Annotated in this window: 20 protein-coding genes; 16 read left to right on the top strand and 4 right to left on the bottom strand. The window is 66.6% G+C overall.

Annotated features, from left to right (window positions below; translation table 11 throughout):
• Nucleotides 1-91: 91 nt before the first annotated feature.
• Entirely contained in the window at nucleotides 92-562 is a 471-nt protein-coding gene (locus tag ACZ411_RS09420) for a GtrA family protein (protein ID WP_464170169.1), read from the top strand.
• A gap of 52 nt (nucleotides 563-614) precedes the next feature.
• Nucleotides 615-1,337, top strand: coding sequence for a ferritin-like domain-containing protein (locus tag ACZ411_RS09425; protein ID WP_464170171.1), 723 nt, complete (start codon nucleotides 615-617; stop codon nucleotides 1,335-1,337).
• Nucleotides 1,338-1,845: 508 nt separating this feature from the next.
• On the opposite strand, the gene ACZ411_RS09430 is transcribed toward ACZ411_RS09425, so the two are convergent.
• From ACZ411_RS09430 to mobC, 3 genes are read right to left on the bottom strand one after another with little or no spacing between them, the layout of a single operon-like run.
• Nucleotides 1,846-2,925, bottom strand: a complete 1,080-nt coding sequence (locus ACZ411_RS09430; protein ID WP_464170173.1) for a hypothetical protein — start codon at nucleotides 2,923-2,925, stop codon at nucleotides 1,846-1,848.
• 15 nt (nucleotides 2,926-2,940) lie between these two features.
• Complete coding sequence (locus ACZ411_RS09435; RefSeq protein ID WP_464170175.1) at nucleotides 2,941-4,584, bottom strand: relaxase/mobilization nuclease domain-containing protein; 1,644 nt, start codon at nucleotides 4,582-4,584, stop codon at nucleotides 2,941-2,943.
• On the bottom strand, nucleotides 4,581-4,892 hold the full coding sequence (gene mobC, locus ACZ411_RS09440) for a plasmid mobilization relaxosome protein MobC (protein WP_464170177.1): 312 nt from the start codon (nucleotides 4,890-4,892) through the stop codon (nucleotides 4,581-4,583). Before mobC ends, ACZ411_RS09435 begins: the two co-directional genes overlap by 4 nt.
• Before the next feature lie 327 nt (nucleotides 4,893-5,219).
• On the opposite strand from mobC, the gene ACZ411_RS09445 reads away from it, so the two are divergent.
• The 10 genes from ACZ411_RS09445 to ACZ411_RS09490 all read left to right on the top strand — a co-directional run bounded on the left by ACZ411_RS09445 (nucleotide 5,220) and on the right by ACZ411_RS09490 (nucleotide 12,412).
• Complete coding sequence (locus tag ACZ411_RS09445) at nucleotides 5,220-5,546, top strand: hypothetical protein (RefSeq protein WP_464170179.1); 327 nt, start codon at nucleotides 5,220-5,222, stop codon at nucleotides 5,544-5,546.
• A complete protein-coding gene (locus ACZ411_RS09450; RefSeq protein WP_464170181.1) occupies nucleotides 5,543-6,652 on the top strand; it encodes a hypothetical protein in 1,110 nt (369 codons plus the stop codon). Before ACZ411_RS09445 ends, ACZ411_RS09450 begins: the two co-directional genes overlap by 4 nt.
• A gap of 142 nt (nucleotides 6,653-6,794) precedes the next feature.
• The gene (locus ACZ411_RS09455) at nucleotides 6,795-7,058 is read left to right on the top strand and encodes a hypothetical protein (RefSeq protein WP_464170183.1); all 264 of its coding nucleotides are present in this window, start codon (nucleotides 6,795-6,797) and stop codon (nucleotides 7,056-7,058) included.
• Nucleotide 7,059: 1 nt separating this feature from the next.
• The gene (locus ACZ411_RS09460) at nucleotides 7,060-7,380 is read left to right on the top strand and encodes a ribbon-helix-helix domain-containing protein (RefSeq protein ID WP_464170184.1); all 321 of its coding nucleotides are present in this window, start codon (nucleotides 7,060-7,062) and stop codon (nucleotides 7,378-7,380) included.
• A 6-nt stretch (nucleotides 7,381-7,386) separates the two neighbouring features.
• On the top strand, nucleotides 7,387-7,674 hold the full coding sequence (locus ACZ411_RS09465) for a hypothetical protein (RefSeq protein WP_464170186.1): 288 nt from the start codon (nucleotides 7,387-7,389) through the stop codon (nucleotides 7,672-7,674).
• 135 nt (nucleotides 7,675-7,809) lie between these two features.
• A complete protein-coding gene (locus ACZ411_RS09470) occupies nucleotides 7,810-8,610 on the top strand; it encodes a hypothetical protein (RefSeq protein ID WP_464170188.1) in 801 nt (266 codons plus the stop codon).
• 201 nt (nucleotides 8,611-8,811) lie between these two features.
• The gene (locus ACZ411_RS09475; protein ID WP_464170190.1) at nucleotides 8,812-9,012 is read left to right on the top strand and encodes a hypothetical protein; all 201 of its coding nucleotides are present in this window, start codon (nucleotides 8,812-8,814) and stop codon (nucleotides 9,010-9,012) included.
• A gap of 167 nt (nucleotides 9,013-9,179) precedes the next feature.
• Entirely contained in the window at nucleotides 9,180-10,064 is an 885-nt protein-coding gene (locus ACZ411_RS09480) for a hypothetical protein (RefSeq protein WP_464170192.1), read from the top strand.
• A 257-nt stretch (nucleotides 10,065-10,321) separates the two neighbouring features.
• Nucleotides 10,322-12,172, top strand: a complete 1,851-nt coding sequence (locus tag ACZ411_RS09485; protein ID WP_464170194.1) for an ATP-dependent nuclease — start codon at nucleotides 10,322-10,324, stop codon at nucleotides 12,170-12,172.
• A 15-nt stretch (nucleotides 12,173-12,187) separates the two neighbouring features.
• A complete protein-coding gene (locus ACZ411_RS09490; protein ID WP_464170196.1) occupies nucleotides 12,188-12,412 on the top strand; it encodes a KTSC domain-containing protein in 225 nt (74 codons plus the stop codon).
• A 159-nt stretch (nucleotides 12,413-12,571) separates the two neighbouring features.
• Here the strand turns inward: ACZ411_RS09490 and ACZ411_RS09495 are convergent, their stop codons facing one another.
• Nucleotides 12,572-13,180, bottom strand: a complete 609-nt coding sequence (locus tag ACZ411_RS09495; RefSeq protein ID WP_464170198.1) for a recombinase family protein — start codon at nucleotides 13,178-13,180, stop codon at nucleotides 12,572-12,574.
• A gap of 759 nt (nucleotides 13,181-13,939) precedes the next feature.
• Here ACZ411_RS09495 and ACZ411_RS09500 point away from each other — a divergent pair.
• From ACZ411_RS09500 to ACZ411_RS09515, 4 genes are all read left to right on the top strand, one after another.
• Complete coding sequence (locus tag ACZ411_RS09500; RefSeq protein WP_194676205.1) at nucleotides 13,940-14,467, top strand: COG4315 family predicted lipoprotein; 528 nt, start codon at nucleotides 13,940-13,942, stop codon at nucleotides 14,465-14,467.
• 145 nt (nucleotides 14,468-14,612) lie between these two features.
• Nucleotides 14,613-15,122, top strand: a complete 510-nt coding sequence (locus ACZ411_RS09505) for a sigma-70 family RNA polymerase sigma factor (protein WP_194676206.1) — start codon at nucleotides 14,613-14,615, stop codon at nucleotides 15,120-15,122.
• A complete protein-coding gene (locus tag ACZ411_RS09510) occupies nucleotides 15,119-15,829 on the top strand; it encodes an anti-sigma factor family protein (protein WP_194676207.1) in 711 nt (236 codons plus the stop codon). The genes ACZ411_RS09505 and ACZ411_RS09510 overlap by 4 nt, the downstream gene beginning before the upstream one ends.
• 70 nt (nucleotides 15,830-15,899) lie before the next feature.
• Nucleotides 15,900-16,358, top strand: coding sequence for an OsmC family protein (locus tag ACZ411_RS09515; protein ID WP_194676208.1), 459 nt, complete (start codon nucleotides 15,900-15,902; stop codon nucleotides 16,356-16,358).
• Nucleotides 16,359-16,375: the final 17 nt, after the last annotated feature.

Genomic DNA, 16,375 nt, shown 5'->3' on the forward strand with positions numbered 1-16,375 from the left:
ATGAACCGCCAGTTACAGTGGTCCCCGCACAAGACCGCCATCGCGCAGTCGGCTGACCGTCGCGCCGTGCGCGGCACCGCAAGGAGTTCACGTGGACACGACCAGGAACGACGCCGACTCTGCACGCGCAGGAACCGAGGCACCCGGCGTGCTCCTGCGGCTCATCAAGGATGAGCGCATCTCATTCCTGCTCGTCGGAGGATTTAACACCCTGTTGGGGACGGCGTGGTTCGCACTGTTCTACGTTCTGTGGGGACACGCCATCGCATATCCGGTGATAGTCGTCATCGCGTGGGCTGTACAACTGCCCATCGCCTTCACGCTGCACAGGAAGCTCGTGTTTAAGGTCAGCGGCAATGTCATCCCAGACTTCTCGCGGTACGCGCTCGTGAACCTCATACCCCTTATCTCCAACATGCTGCTGCTCCCGCTCGTGGTCGAGACAACCCCACTGAAGCCCATCCTGGCGCAGGTGATAGTCACCATCGTCATCACCATCGCGAGCTACACGGGCCACAAGTACTTCTCCTTCCGCCGACCCCGCGCCGCCGCCATACGGTAATCCTGATTGGCAGTCCGCCTAACAGATGTCAATCGGAACTCAGGCGTGGTTAATGCCAGCGCCGCGGGTCGCGGCGTCGGCGCCGGCGCCGGCGCCGCGACCCTCATCCCCGCCACCGGAGCCCAGGCGGCCGACGCCCCGGGCTCCGGCCGACGCGGGTCCGGCGACCGACCTCACCGTCTTCAATTTCGCCCTCAACCCCGAGTACCTCGAGGCCGAGCCCTACCTCCGCGCCTCCACCGGTGCAGGCCTCGTCCCAAACGACATCTCCGGCGTCGGCACCCCAGGATGCGTCACCCGCGGTCGCCAGGTCCAGTTCAAGGACCGCGCAATCCGCGAGATCGCCCAGGACGAGAAGGCCCACGTCAAGTTCCTGCGCGCAGCGCTGGGCTCGGCGAAGGTCGCCCGTCCGGCCATCGACCTCGACGCGGAGTTCTCCGCCGCCGCCACGGCCGCCGGCCTCATCAAGCCGGGCGAGAAGTTCGACGCGTTCGCGAGCGACGAGAACTTCCTGCTCGCGTCCTTCGTGTTCGAGGACGTCGGAGTGACCGCCTACAAGGGCGCCGCCCCGCTCATCACGAACAAGACGTACCTCGAGGCGGCCGCCGGCATCCTCGCGGTCGAGACGCACCACGCGGGCATCATCCGCACGTCGCTGTTCACGAAGGGCCTCGCGGCTCCGACAAATGCGACCTCGAACGCGCGCGCCCGTCCTCGCTACGATTGCGGTTTTCAGGGGATGCGCCTGAGGACGTATTCTGCCCGGCCCCGGTGACGGGGCCGGGCAATCAGAAAGCTGTTACCCGCAGCTCGAGCTGACACGTGTCGCGCTTCACCCGAAGAAGCAACAGACGATTCTGACGATAGCGGTTGCTTCGCGCGCCGCGTGCCGCGTGCCTCCGGAGGTACTGGCATCCGGGTGCCGAATCTCAGTACCGGACCCAGCCGAGCATGCTTTTCTGCTCGCATCGCCGCGGAAAGACGGTCACTTCCTCCGCGTGCCACGTCGGCACGCATCATCGGGAGGTGCGAGAGAAGGGGAAGAGCCCGGCATGGCGGTTGGGGACCGCATGACGGGCTCTTCGCGTGTGGTCTTCTTCGGGTTGACGCACACGGTGTCGCTTGGGCCAGCTGCCGGTCATGAGGGGGGTCAGACGAGCGAGCGGCTGTACGAGGTACGAGCCCGGGAAGGCGCTGTACATGCGAAAGGGTACATCTTGTCCTACATATGGAGGACACGGTCCCTATACGGGTGCGCCCAATTTTCTCGACGCGGAAGCCCTCTAGCGGTCTCGCTGGGTGCGCTCGGTCGCCCGATCGGCACCACGGCCGCGCTTGGTTTGCGGCACGTTGACTTGCTGCCCCTGGACAGGCGCCTCGGACGCAGGCCGTGCGTGAGAGACGTCGGCGCGCATGCGGACGTCGACGGTCTGCTGCGGTACGCCCTGGCGGCCGAGCTCGGCGGCCATCGCCGTCCGGCGCTCGGCGCTGTCGTAGTGGGCCTCCCCCGTGCTGCGATCGGCGTTCGCGCGCCCCTGGTCGCTGGCGGCGTTCGTCTCGGCACGCGCCTGTGCGTCCTGCTGCGGGGCGCTCTGTGTGGCGCCGACCTCGGCCGGTTCCCGGTGGAGCTGTGCCTGTGCACGGGCGTCCTCGGCGAGCTCACGGAGCTCATCGGGGCTGCGCTCGGCGGTGCCGCCGGCGTCGGCCTGGGAGTCGTACTCGCGCGCTTGGAGCTCGAGCTCGGCGGCGCGGTCGGTGCGGCTGGTGTCGACGTCGGTGTTCGGCTCGGCGGCGATCGCCTGACCGTCGTTGCGCTCTGACGCGGCACGCGCGTCGAGCCGTACAGCCTCGTCGAGAGCGGCGCCGGCGAGGGCCGTCTCGACGGCCGCCTCGCCGCGTCCGGACTTCTCCGCGGCCGCGGCGCTCTGTGCCGCCTCGGCCTCGGCACGCTCGCGGAGGATGAGGGCGGCGCGCACGGCGTCGGGGTTCGCCTGGGGGTTGGTGACGTCGATCCCGTAGCGCTCGCGCAGCTCCCGGCCGATGGTCTCTGAGGCGGCCTGCGCGCGCGGGTCGACGTCCTTCCACTGCTGCGCGGTCTCGTGCATGGACGCCTGCTCCTTGAGCGTGGACCGCTCCCAGAACTCGGGCCGCTCGACGACGGCGACCTTCGCCACGGCGACGTCGCGCTCGGCGCTGAGGCGCTGCTGGAGCTGCTTCACCTCGTGCTCGGAGCGGCCCTGTGCGGTCCGGGCGGCCTCCTCGCGTGCTCGTGCGAGCCGGTCGGCCATCTGCGTGGCCACGGTGATCGCGACTCGTGCTGCGCTAGACAGCTCGTCGTCGATTCCATCTCCCTGATCGGTCATGTCGCGTGCCTCCTTCTATCGTTCGGTGCCGTCACGCGCAGGCTTGGATGGTGCGCGTGTGGTCGGGACGTCGACGGGCTTCGCCTGCGGCGTGAGCTTGGTCGGCACGGGTGATCCGATGCCACTGGCGAGCTGCGTGCGCTGCATCGTCTGCCGCGTCTCGGCGGGCAGCTCGGCGAGCGTGTTCCGGTCGATCTGGGCCGTGTAGCTGTCGCGGATGACGGTGAGGCGCTGCTTCATGACGTCGGCCGTCGCCTGCGCGGTGCGGGCATCTCCCGTGGCCTTCATCGCCCGGTACACGTGGAGCGACGTCTGCGAGAGCTGGCGGAGCAGCATCGCCTCCGCGGCGGCGTTCTCGCCCTTCCTCGCCTGCGCGAGGATGAGCGCCGTGGTGCCCGTCATCGACGGCATCTGCGGCGGACGCGGCTTGCTCTCGTAGGCGCGGATCTGGGATGCCCGGGAGAGGGTTCGTGCGGCGTCGGCGAGGGGGCCGGGGGTCGGCTCCAGGCGGCGGGACCAGGCGGCGTAGGCGCCGGCGGTGTCCTTCGCGACGTGAGCCCATGAGGCGTGGTCGTTCGGGTCGAGACGGGCGATGTAGTCGTGCAGCCGCGTCATGTCGTCGGCGTACATCTTGAACATCTCCGGCCGCATCTCGGCCTCTTCGCGACCGGGAGCGGCGGGCTTGTACTGCCACGGGTTCTTCGCGGTTGCCTGCCACTCCGCGACGGCCGCGGTGGCGGACTCGGGGTTGTCGGGCCAGCTCTTTCGGAGCTCCGGGAGGGTGAGGTCGCGGGCCAGGCGTCCGCCGCCGTGCCAGACGACGGGCTGCCCCTTCTCGGGGCGCAGCGCCACGGAGTAGCCGGCCACCACGTCGTCGCGGCCCGCGGCATAGCGGGGGCGGATGAGCACGCCGTCGCGACGCACGCGGCGGACGAACTCGCCCTCGTCCTGGGACGCGCCGGCGGCGGCGCGGATCGTCCGCTCGAGGCGCTTGGCGTCGACCTCGGTGGCGCCACGGCGGGCTGCGGACTCGCGCTCCCCCGGACGCTCGCCGCGCTGCGCGACGGTGCGCTCGGTGTCGTGCAGCAGCTCCAACCCGAACTCGCGCTCAAGCTCCCGCGTCGCCTTCTGCGCACGGGCGTAGTCGAGGTGAGTGCTCGCCTTCGTGCCGTCCTCGCGGACCAGGGACACGGCGACATGCACGTGGTCGTTGCCGTTCTTCGACAGACCGTGCCGCACCGCGACCCAGCGGCAATCTGCCTTCCCGATCTCCTGGCCGGCGTAGCCCATCTTCTCGACGAACCGCTCGCTGATCGCCGCCCACTTCTCATCCGTGAGCTCGCCCTCATAAGCGGCGATCGACAGGGACGCGTGCCATACATCTGCGGCGACACGGTGCGTCGACGTGGCGCCCGTCTTGGGATCCACGGTCTTCTCGTTGCGGGTGATCTCCGTGCCGAACACGCGTCGCGGCTCGTCGAGATCCTCGGCGATCGCCAGCGCAGTGGCGCGGTCGAGGACGCCGTAGCCGTGCATCCTGACGATGGCGGAGTTGCCGGCCACGAGGTGCGGGTCGGTGTGCTCGTTGGCGCGCCCCTCGCTCTGCAAGTACGACATGAGGCCGCCCATGCGGCTGCCGCGCGTGACGTTCGCGATCACAGCGCAGCCACCCTCGCGACCGCGGCCTGGATCTGCGGGATCAGGGCCTTGTACTCCGCGAGAGCCGCCTCGGCTTCGGCGGGGAACTGCCCCTCGCTGTTCGCGAACTTCGCGAGCTGGTTGATGTTGTTGGCTGTGTAGCCGAGCTTGGACCGGAGGTCCATGAGGTCTGCCGCTGCGGCCTTCCACTCCGAGCTGATGACCACATGCTCGTTCATCGCCGCCTCGACGAGCAGCCGCGGGATCGACACGTCCCGGACGGCCGCACGGGCCGCGATCTGAACCTCCTGCTCGTCGGTCAACTTCACGACGTGCCGGTGTTCGCGCTTCTCCCCTGCCGGAGCGTTCGCCTGTCGCTTCCGCCCGAAAAGGCGGTGCTCTCTCGGCTCGGACACGAGCACCACATCCCTCCGGCCCAGCGCAGCGAACCCGCCCACTCAGGCGGGGACCATACGGCCAGTATGCCCGGCGACGGAGCGCAGCGGAAGGCCGGCGAGCAACTTGGGGCACCCAAGTCTTTAGCTTGCTCCACGTACTAGCACCGCGAGTAGCTGAACGACGGTGCTCGGATGCGTCTCCGACCAGGGGTCGATTCGGGATGGATGCCAGCATGGCTCCCGGTTAAGATCGGGTGCATGAGTGATGCACACGCCACCCCCGAAGAGGCCGCCCGTCGAGCACGCGAGATCCTCGAGAAGGACGTCGACCGTCGCGTCCGCGCCGTCGAAGTTCTGACGGGTGCCGCGAACCAAAGTGACGCAGCCGAGGAGCGCGCACGGGAGGCCAAGGCGGCACACGAGCGCGCATGGTCGGCCGCACTCAGCTCAGGGTGGAGCGAGAAGGACCTGCGAGCCACCGGCGCGCGATCGCCGAACGCAGTAGTGCGACGTGCGCGTAGGAAGAGCCCCGCAACCACGACGCCCATTACCGCGCAGCCGGACGAGCACGACACGCGCGCATGACGCGTGACCCGGACGAGGATGCACAGATCGCATCTACCGAGCCGTCCTCCCCCGAGCTAGATGATCGGGTGCCGCCGGGAAGCGATTCCTCCGAGCTGACGGAGCTGAAGGTCCCCTTGCCACGAACAGGGTTCCGAGCGGACCGCGTCTTCCGTGGCTTGCCGCAGTGGTCGCCGACGATCGACATGAGTGGCTTTCTCCCGCGCATCGACGTCAGCGCGATGTTGCCGACGCTCGGCCTTAACAGGGTCTTTGAGTCGACGCACGCGGCCGCGTCGCTCGCCGCGCGGAACAGCGTCACTGGCGCCTTCACAATCGGCGACTTCTCCGGCTCCGCCATAGTGGCGCACGCCTTCAGCGGCGTACGCGCCGACATTGCCTCCGCGGTTGCGGGAGCCGTGGTCCCGAACCTCTTCGCCGGCATCCTTCAGAGCCTGCCGAACTTCTCGGACATCGCCCGGGCGATCTACCCAGACAACCTCATCGAGGCGCGTGTCGAGTTCGACGAGGGCTCACTGGAGACGTGGATGGCGGACGAGGCCCTGCCCATCGCGTGGGTGCCACGACCGAGCACGATCGAGGCCATCTTCGCCGCTGGAACTCCGGCACGACGTCGACTCGTCTACGGGAGTCGGTGGCGGTCTGTGCTCACCGACTGCGAGGACCGCCTTCACGCCGTGACGAGCTCAGAAGTAGCGCCCTACGCGACGTACGGACTCAAGGTCGTGGACGGCATCCGCGCCGGCCACCCCGAGCTCGCCCAAGCCTTTGCCGCGAACACCCTCGACACCGTCGCCACACGATGGCTCGAGCCCCACACGAAGGCCGCAGTCACGTCGTCGAAGGACCGCGTGCGAGGCAACCTCCGCGACTTCAAGGCAACGCGGTTCTTCGCTTACGCGCAGCTCCGCGGCGTTTACCAGGCGTACCGCGGCGGCGATGGGAGTCCCATCCCCGGGACGTTCAGTCGCCACGCCTCAGCCCACGGCGTCTCTCGAACGCAGTACTCCCGCATCAACGCCGTCCTCGGAGCCGCACACCTCACAAGCTTCCTCTGGGCACACGAGCTCATCTTTCGTCGAGCACGCCACTCGCAGTCAGCCTGAGCACGGCCCTCCCCCGCTACGTGGCAGCGGCAGCGCAGACGGCACGGGATACGTCCCAGGCACTTGCCCGCCATGCCATCACCCTCCACTTCTACTTCTCCCGCATGCCCGTGTGGCCTGCATTACGTGGTACGCTTTAGTCATGGGGGTTGAGTGGACGAGCAGCGCCGACAAGCATGGGATCTCCCACACGGACGCGCTCTACGCGATGACCAATCACGACGCCAAGGTTGAGATCCCAGGACACTCAGGCGAGACGACAACCGTCTACGTCGGACACCCGCACAGCCAGACGGATCGGTACATCGAGGTGATCGCGGCCCTGCGCCCGCCGCGGACGCTGACGATCTTCCATGTGATGCCGCTCAGCGACCTGTACCGGCACCTGCTCAACGAAGGGAACTGACATGACCGACTACGACGACCTCGCCGCCCGCGCGGAGCGCGGCGAGCTCACACCCATCCCCGGAACCCTCAGCCGCGGCGACGCCTCTCGAGACGCGACCCGCGCCATGCTCATGGACGTCACCGGCACCACCACGATCGACGACGCGATGATCGTCGCCGTCGGCCGGCCCCGCTTGGACTCCGGCCCCGTCGGACCCATGTGGAAGGTCCGCTCCACCAGGGCCCTTGACCAGCAGATCAGCCAGCTCGCCATCCGCCGAGGCGTCAGCAAGTCGCAGATCCTCCGCGACGCCGCCGCCGCCTACATCCAAGCCTCCTGACCAGCCATGAGGGACTGGAGCACACTCGCCGTCGGGTCTACCGACCAGGTTCTAGACAACGGCGACGCCGTCCAAGTCCGGCGCGACGAGGACGGTCTTTACCTGATCCTCCGCCACTTCGAAGACGCCTGGCGGCCTACTGCCTGGGTGCGTCAAGCCGGTGGCGACTGGAGCGTCACCCGAGAAGCTCACACCCCCGGCGGATGGACTGAAGAACTTTCACTCGCGGTCGAAAAGGGCATCAAAATCAGCCGTCAGGCGCTCAACAAGTACCGAACTGACACATCTCGATAGGCGCTCTCGCCTGTGCTGCAGCCCCAGGTCGCGCAGCCACGGATGCGGGCTATCAGCACCGCGCAGCTCGTTCCGACCCCAGTACGGCCCCACACTGGACTCGTGTCGAGATCAAGACGAGCGGGGCATCGAATGATGGGCGAGCGTCCGATTGAGACGCTTGCGCGACGGATTGTCGCCGACGTGCTCGGAGTCCCAGTCGAGCAACATGACGACAACAGCCGCTCCTCGATGGTCGACGCGAAGATCCACGCTGCTGACGCGCAGATCCCGCTCGAGGTGGTCATGGATGTCGCGCCTGGGGTGATGAAACAGGCCGCGGATCTCGGTCGATACCCTGACGGCATTCCGCTGCCGGCAGGCACTCAAAGCTGGTGGGTCATGATGTCCCGCGGATCGCGCACCTCCAGGCTCTCGGCGACGCTGCCGCCGCTCCTCGCTGATCTGGACCCCTCGGGGACATTCGAGAAGGTGCCCGCGGCCCTCAAGGAGCTGGGCGTGCATGCGATCTCCCCGGTCGACGTCGCCGGCCCTCCGACGATCCTCCTCACCGGAGAGGGTGTGACCTACAGCGGGGCAGGCCCTGATCTGAACGGCTACGTCGAGCGGTTCCTTGCGCGTACGCCCGACGTGCCGTACAAGCTCAACTTGGCTGCTGGCCCGGGTCGAGCTCACGCGTTCATCTGGGTCACGATCAGTAGCGAATACCCCGGATGGGTGGCCTTCCGCGACGAGAGCCGGCCGTTGCCGCAGACTGGACCAGCTCTTCCCCCGGGCGTCACCGACGTTTGGCTTGCAAGGACCCACGTCGGTCACCGCGTCATCCGGTACTCGCCGGAACAGGGATGGGTGCGCACTGATCGTGCGATCACGCTCGACGATGAAGCGCTACTCGACCCGGACGTCGACCAGGGCGACGATTCGAGCGTCCGCTAGCGAATCTTGTCTTCGGGCACGAGCTCGAGGCGGTGCCGACAGATCCCAGATGCGCCGATGCAGCGTCGACGTCGACATACCGAAGTTGTGCGCGACGTGCACGGTCGGCTCGTCGGTTACGGTGACTCCGGCCATCCTGCGGACGCAATGGCGACTCGCTCCCCCATAGACGCGAGCTGAGCGTCGGCATACGTTCAGCACATGGACAATCCAAAGAGGGTCAACACTCCCGATGGTCACGCGACCGAGCTCATTTGGCCAGCCAGCGGGTCAGGGCAGTTCAGCGAGCGGATCGTCAACCCGCTCGTAAGGCAGCGGGGCATCACCGTCAATGTGACGCCTGTCTTACTCGACTCAGGAGAGGTGCGCTTTTACTCGGACAGCGAGTTGACGGATCTCTGACCTCGTCTCCCGGGCTCCTGCACTCAGCCTGATGGGCTCCTGCGCCAGAGGAGCCCGAGCCCGTGCGCGCGGCGCGGCGTGGTCGAGCCTGGGGCGGCTTCGGACCCGACGTAGATTGCCGCTCCCTGGAATCGCTAGATTCAGCAGGTGAGAAAACCGGTGAGGGCGTGATTCCCTGGGGCGTCGGCCATGCGTCAAGCGCCTCGGATAGCGGCGGCCTCGACGACTCGTTCGGGACCGTCTTGTGGGCGGTGTCCCTGCTACTGAGCGCGATCGTCGGCGTCGTCCTCACCCGCACCAGCGACAGGTGGCTCCAGCCACTTGGAGACCATGAGCTCTGGATGGACTTCACTGCGACACCCCTGTTCGTGAAGCACCCCACAACGGCGGCCACAGGCGTCACCTACCTCGTCGACGGGGCGCTGGTGGAGGCGCCGTACCAGGTGCGCCTCTGGGTCTGGCGCGCCGGAGCAAAGGACGTGCGCGCCGACTCCTTTTCCGACGACCTTGAAATCCGTCTCGGTGCCCCCGTTGTGGCTTCAACAGTTCGGTCCGAAGAGCACACGAGTGCCGCGGACGTGCAGTTCGAAGCTGGCGAGAACGCAACCTGGCGCGTGCGGCCGAGTATCGTCCGCGCGGACTTCCTCGTGCGTTATGACTTCATCAGTGACGGGCTCCCGGCCTTACAGGCGCACAATCCGGTCGCTGACCTCCGCATCAGCTCGTTCTACGACGACACGGAGAACCGCAACGGTCGACGTACCTTGTTCGCCTCGGTCGGGGCAGTGCTGGCAATCGGAGGCATCACCTGGTTCATCGTCACCGCGATCCTTTCGGTGGCGGTCAACCGCGACATCGGCCCTTGGATCCCGTGGGGCATGCCGGTAGCAATCCTCGGGACGCTGGCGCTGGCTTCTTCTAGCGAGGCCGTCCCGCGTCGGGCTCGACTCGCGCGTAAACGGCTGCACGAGCGCGCCGGACGGCGGGTGCTGCCTTACAACCAGGTCCAAGTTCCAGACACCATCTTCGAACGTCCCGAGCCATCGGCATAGATCTCCGCGGCGCGTCGGTGAGGCGTCCGGTAGGGGATGGCTACCCGGACACGCGTGAACCGCGCCCCAATCCGGGGGGGGACCCTCGCCGGAGCTTAGGCCGCGCGACCATCGCCCCATAGCCTCGAAGGGATGCAGCGACGCCCGTGCGCTGCACAGGAGTGAGTTGCCTTGAGCATGACAGCGCCCGGCCCCAGTGGTCCCCAGGGGGAGCGTCTCAGCGCCCCGAGTGCGTTCGACGCAAAATCGCGGCGCTGATGCGCATCCGTTCTGTACGAATACGCAACTTTCGCGCCCTTGAGGATGTCGAGATTGCGTTCGACACAGTCACTACGTTCATCGGACCCAATGGCACAGGAAAATCCACTGCACTTCGGGCTTTGGACTGGTTTTTCAACGGCAAGCCTGGTGCCCTCAGCGACGACGACTGCGCGTTCGGTGCAGTCGCGGCCATCGAGGTACAGGTGACATTCTCGGACCTAACAGCCGCAGATCGTGAGGCTCTCACTAAGTACACGCCTCCAGGGTCCACGACATTTACGGCCTGGAAGATTCGTCACCCCGATGGCTCCGAGACAATGTCGGCGAATGCAAAGAGCTTCGCACCCTTTAACGACATCAGGTCCGCTGGCCCTGTAGCCGAGAAAAAAAAGCTCTACGTCGCGCTTCGCGCGACGCAACCAGAGCTAAAACTACCCGCTGCAGCAACGTCTGGACTCATCGACGAAGCGATGACGACCTGGGAGTCGGCCCACACGGAACAATTGACAGAAGCCCCCGAAGGGCTGCCCACAAACTTTTTTGGCTTCAACAGCAGCGGTAAGATGAGCGGGCTATTCGACTTTGTCCTCGTCACGGCAGATCTTCGAGCAAGCGAAGAATCGCTTGACGGAAAAGCGAGCATCATTGGCCGAATTCTTGAACGCTCGGTTGACAGAACGGCCGCAGATGAAGAGATCGCGACCATCGTTGAGGAGAGCCGGGCCCGACAACAGAAAGTCTACGCTGACAAGTTTAAAACGCAACTGGCAGACGTCGAAACGAAGCTCGATGAAGTGGTCGCGCGCTACTCTCCAGGCCGCACAATCACAGTGAAGCCAACCGAGGTCGAGCTAAAGGCCCCCCGGACAACATTCGAGGTAGCAGTCATCGATGGTGCTACCGAGACGAAAGTAGATCGCCAGGGGCACGGATTCCAACGTACGCTGTTGATCTCGGCGCTTCAGGTGCTCGCAGAATCTGGCGCCGCCTCGGCAGAAGGCTCGATCTGCCTGGCGATCGAAGAACCCGAACTATTCCAACACCCGATCCAGGCGCAGGCGTTCGCGAAGGTGTTACGCGCCTTGGCCGAGGACGAGTCCAAGCGGGTTCAGGTGACCTATGCAACACATAGCCCGTACTTCGTTGAAGGTCGCCACTTCGAGCAGGTACGGCGCCTAGTGCGATCAAATGCCGAGCCGCCCGGCGTTACGGTGCATTCGGCAACTATCGCCGACGTGAAGAGGAGAGTCAAGGGAGCCATCACCTCAGACCAGGTGGAGCGCCAGCTGAGCAGTGCAGCGACCGGTGAGCTAGCAGTTGCCCTATTCGCATCGCGTGCGCTCATCGTGGAAGGACCGACAGATTTGGCGGTGCTTTACGGCGTCGGAGACAGACAGACGATCGCAGGGCTTGAGTCGCGCGGTGTTGCCATCGTTCCGGCTAACGGCAAGGGAAGCATTCCGCTGGCGCATGCGATCCTCGCTGAGCTCGGCATTCCCACATATGCCTTGTTCGACGTAGATGCCGAGTCAGCGCCAAAAGACAGGAACTCACACTCGATCCAGAACCGCAGGCTGCTCGCTTACTTCGGGCTACCCGAAGAGGACTTTCCTGCGGGAGCAGTGCTAGATAACGTGGCGTTTTTCCACGACCGTCTCGAGACCTTCCTGGCCGCTGAATGGCCTGAATGGTTGGCTGCTTGCGAAGCAGTCGAAGCTGCCGCTGGAATCTCGCTTGACAAAAATAAGCTTGCATACCGGACGGCTACCCTTGAATCTGATGGAATAGTGCCCCCGATGCTGCATGAAGTATTGGCACAAGCGGAGGGTCACGAACCGTGCAAGTGAGCAGGAGGAGTAACAATGAATCGCATCTCCGTTAAGAGCAGCAACGTCGCGTCGATTGGCCACGACGCACAGACCGGCGCGCTGGAGGTGGAGTTTAAGCATGGCGGCGTGTATCGGTATTTCGATGTGCCTACTAGTGTGTTTGACTCGCTTATAGCCGCGCACGAGTCGGGAAAGAGCGTAGGAGCATACTTCGACCTCCACGTCAAAAAAGCTGGCTACCGGTACGAAGAACTTTGACACGGTGTCCGCTCACGCTACGGTGACATTGAGGCGACGTGCAGGTGTTACTTTTCTTCATCAGCCACACTCTCAGTCTCACTACACCGCGTGCCTCACCAGAGTCGTCCGGTGATGAGTCCGGGGAAGGGCGCTAAGCGAGACACCCTCGGTGGCCTCTTAGCTCGTGATCGCGGCTGCTGCGTCGGCTCTCTGAATGTCCCGAAGTCGGCGGTATAGCGTCGCCCTGGACATGCCCATGTCGCGCGCGACCTGGGCGGCCGGCTCTCCGGCATCGATCAGCCGGGCGGCGTTCTTGACCTGGCTGTCGGTGAAGGCCTGGCGCCGACCGCCCAGGTCCTTGCCCGCAGCCCGCCGCTTCGACACCGAGTCGGTGATCCGCTCCCGCTTGATCTCGAGCTCCATCTGCGCGAGCGCCGCCATGACCGTGAAGACCATGGAACCCATCGGAGTCGCCGTGTCGACGTCTCCCCCGCCGAGGTTCAGCACCCGAAGCGACGCACCCCTTCCCCGCAGGCCCTCCGCCAGGGCGAGCATGTTCTGCGTCGACCGGCCCAACCGGTCCAGCGTCGTGATGACGAGGGTGTCGCCGTCGTGCAGCGCGCGCAGCGCCTCATCAAATGCCGGCCGGGACGCGCGAGCTCCGGAGACGCCGTGATCGACGTAGAGGTCATCGCGGCGGATGCCGGCGGCAAGGAGGTCGGTCGTCTGTCGATCCGCGTCCTGCTGACGCGTCGACACCCGCGCGTACCCGATGAGCTTCCCCACGACGACCAACCTGTCTCACAACCAACGATGAACACCGCCAGTCAAGCACCTACTTGAAGTACATGGTTACGCGACACTCCCCCGCCATAAACCGTCAGCGCGCCGAGCTCAGCTCATGAGACGTCTCTCAACCCATGACTTGAGACGCACTGCAGGTCAGGCCGGCACCTTCCGAGCCAGAGTCAGGGCGGCCCACAACCTAGAGCGCAGCGACCGCGTGCCGAGCACCTCGGAGGAGCTGGCGGCGCAGCGGCTTGCGTGGACACCGGAGGCCCGTACGCTGCCGAAGGCTTCCAGGCAAATGCGCCCAGCGCGCACCACAACGCCGACCGAGGTCGGCGTCCATTTCATTTGCTCGTGGTGCCTGCCGCCGAGGCGGTGGGTCGGCCAGAGGACGAGCCTCTACTGGGAGGCTGTCTGCTCGCTAGCAGGTGCGCGCCGAGTGGCGTCCGTCTGGTGGCGATGCAGCGATGCACGATCCCACTCGACAACGTGGCCCGGATCCTCAGCAGTACGGCCGCGGGCGCCGTTACCTGGCGGTCTGTGTGCTCGTTCGCCTCGGTCTGCGCGGGGATGCCGGCGAGCAGCGCGCTGTCTCGGGCCCTCACGCGAAGGTGCGCGCAACGGATCATCGCTCTCGCTGACGCCGCCTGCCGTGCAGATGCTCTGCCAGCAAATTTTTCGCCTCGTTGAACGTTCGCGACTGCTGTGTCGTGTCCTCGGTGGGACCACCTCGGTCCCCGCACTACAGGAGGCATCATGCTCAAGCGAATCGCGACCACTGTGACGACTGCGGCGTTCGCCGCCGTCCTTCTCGCCGGATGCTCGACGGCAGCCGGCTCGGCTGGCTCGTCGGAAGTGCCGGTCGACAGCCCCTCCGCTACCGCAACCCCCTCGGCTGAGCCGGCGGCTCTCACGACGGCGTCCTCGCCGCTGGGCGACATCATCACGGACGAGGCCGGTTACACCGTCTACACCTTCATGATGGACACGCAGGACTCGGGCAGCAGCAGCTGCTACGACGAGTGCGCCACGCTGTGGCCGGCGGTATCGGCGACCAGCACGTCCGCCGCGGACGGGATCACCGGAGAGGTCGGCTCGATCACGCGCACCGACGGGACGGCCCAGCTGACCGTCGACGGATGGCCGGTCTACCGGTTCGCGAAGGACACCGCGCCGGGCCAGGTCAACGGACAGGGCGTGAAGGACGCTTGGTACGTCCTCCTCCCTGACGGCACGATGAACAAGGAAGCCGCGGCCATGAGCACCGCCACCCCGGCGCCCTGATGCGACGGCGACCCGTCCCCGCGCGCAGCGAAGCGCCCGGACGGGTCGCCGGTCCTCGACAGGCAAGGACGGAAGGGATGACCGGCAGTGATCGCAGCAACCGGGATGAGGGGGCGCACCGTGGCGCTTCGAGGCGGTGAGTGCTGTGCCCCGCCCCGTCGATGAGCTCCTGGCGGCGTTGTACGAGAGTCACGGCCCGGCGTTGCGGCGATTCGTGCAGAACCTCACTCGGAACGCGGCGCTGACGGAGGACGTCGTGCAGGAGACGATGGTGCGGGCCTGGCAGCGCCCGCAGGTCCTCGAACGCGACGCCGACGCTGCTCGCGCGTGGTTGTTCACCGTCGCCCGCAACCTCGTCATCGACGACGCCCGCTCCGCTCGGAGCCGACGAGAAGTCCCGGCGGAGGACGACGACGGCGGCGGCGGCGTCCCCGATCGCACCGACGCGGTCCTGGACAGCATCCTGATCGCGGACGCTCTCGCATCGCTGTCGGTGGAGCATCGCCAGATCGTGGTGGACGCGTACTTCCTCGGGCACACCACCCCCGAGATCGCCCGCCGGCACTCCATTCCCGAGGGGACAGCGAGATCTCGATTGCACTACGGACTGCGCGGACTGCGACTGGCTCTGCAGGAAAGGGGCGTCACCCGATGAACGACCACCATGGAAGCTCCGCGACGGAGGACGAGTACCGCGACTGGGACGCGTCCTACGTCCTCGGCGCTCTCCCCGCGGATCAGCGACTCGAGTACGAGCAGCACCTCAGCGGCTGCGCGGCCTGCCGCGCAGCCGTGGCAGAGCTGGCAGGAATGCCCGGCATAGTCGGTCGCCTCTCCCTCGCGGACGCTCTCGCCATCACCGCATCGGACGACGGCGAGGACACGCCGCCGACCCTGGTGACGCTGCCCGGCATCGCTCACCGTGTCCGGACGCGCCGACGTCAGCGCCGGCTGGTCATGTCCCTCGCCGTCACAGCCGCCGTGACCGCCTCCGTCTTCGGAGGGGTCGTGCTCGGCACGGGCATCGCGGACGCTCCCGTGGCGAGCGAGGCGACCCTGGAACCGATGGACCCGATCGCGGCCGATCCCGCTCTCGCCGCAGACATCCAGGTCGAGGGGAAGCCGTGGGGCACCCGGCTGGAGTGGAGTTGCACCTACAGTGATGACGCGCCCGCCGACGCGGAGTACGAACTCGTCATCACGCGCACGGACGGCAGCACGACCGCCGTCGCCACCTGGACGGCGGCCGGGGAGCGCGCCATCGACCTCGCGGCATCCACGGGCATCGCCCGGTCGGAGATCACCGGGGTCGACATCAGGGTCCGCGGCACGGACTCCCCCCTCGTCCGCACCGACACCTGAGACACCGCCCGCCCTCAGAGGACACCGACACTGTCCGCGCTGCCGCGCGGACATCGGACAGGAGCAGACCATGAGCACCGAACCCACGCCGCTGCACATCACTCGCGAGGGCCCGAGGAGCTTCATCGGCCGCAACGCGCGAGGAGCCGAGGTCCGCATCGGCGGGTCGGACGCCGACGGCGTGTTCTCGCCTGGCGAGCTGCTGCACCTCGCCCTCGCCGCCTGCGGCATGCTCTCCTCGGACCACATCCTCGCCAGCCGGCTCGGAGCCGACTTCGAAGCGACCACCGACATCACCGCGACCAAGCCCGATGATGAGGACCGCTACGACTCGATCACCGCCGTGATCCGCGCCGACCTGTCGGCGCTCGATCCCGAGCGGATCGCCTCACTGTCCGAACGCACCCACCGGGCCATCGACCGCCAGTGCACCGTCGGCCACACGCTCGAGCACGGCGCGGCGTGCACCGTCGACGTCGTGGACGACCAGGCCGTTCCCATCAGCGGTCCGAGGACGGGGACCGTCTGAGATCAGCGCCTCATCGG

The organism is Clavibacter sp. AC415 (assembly GCF_979252985.1).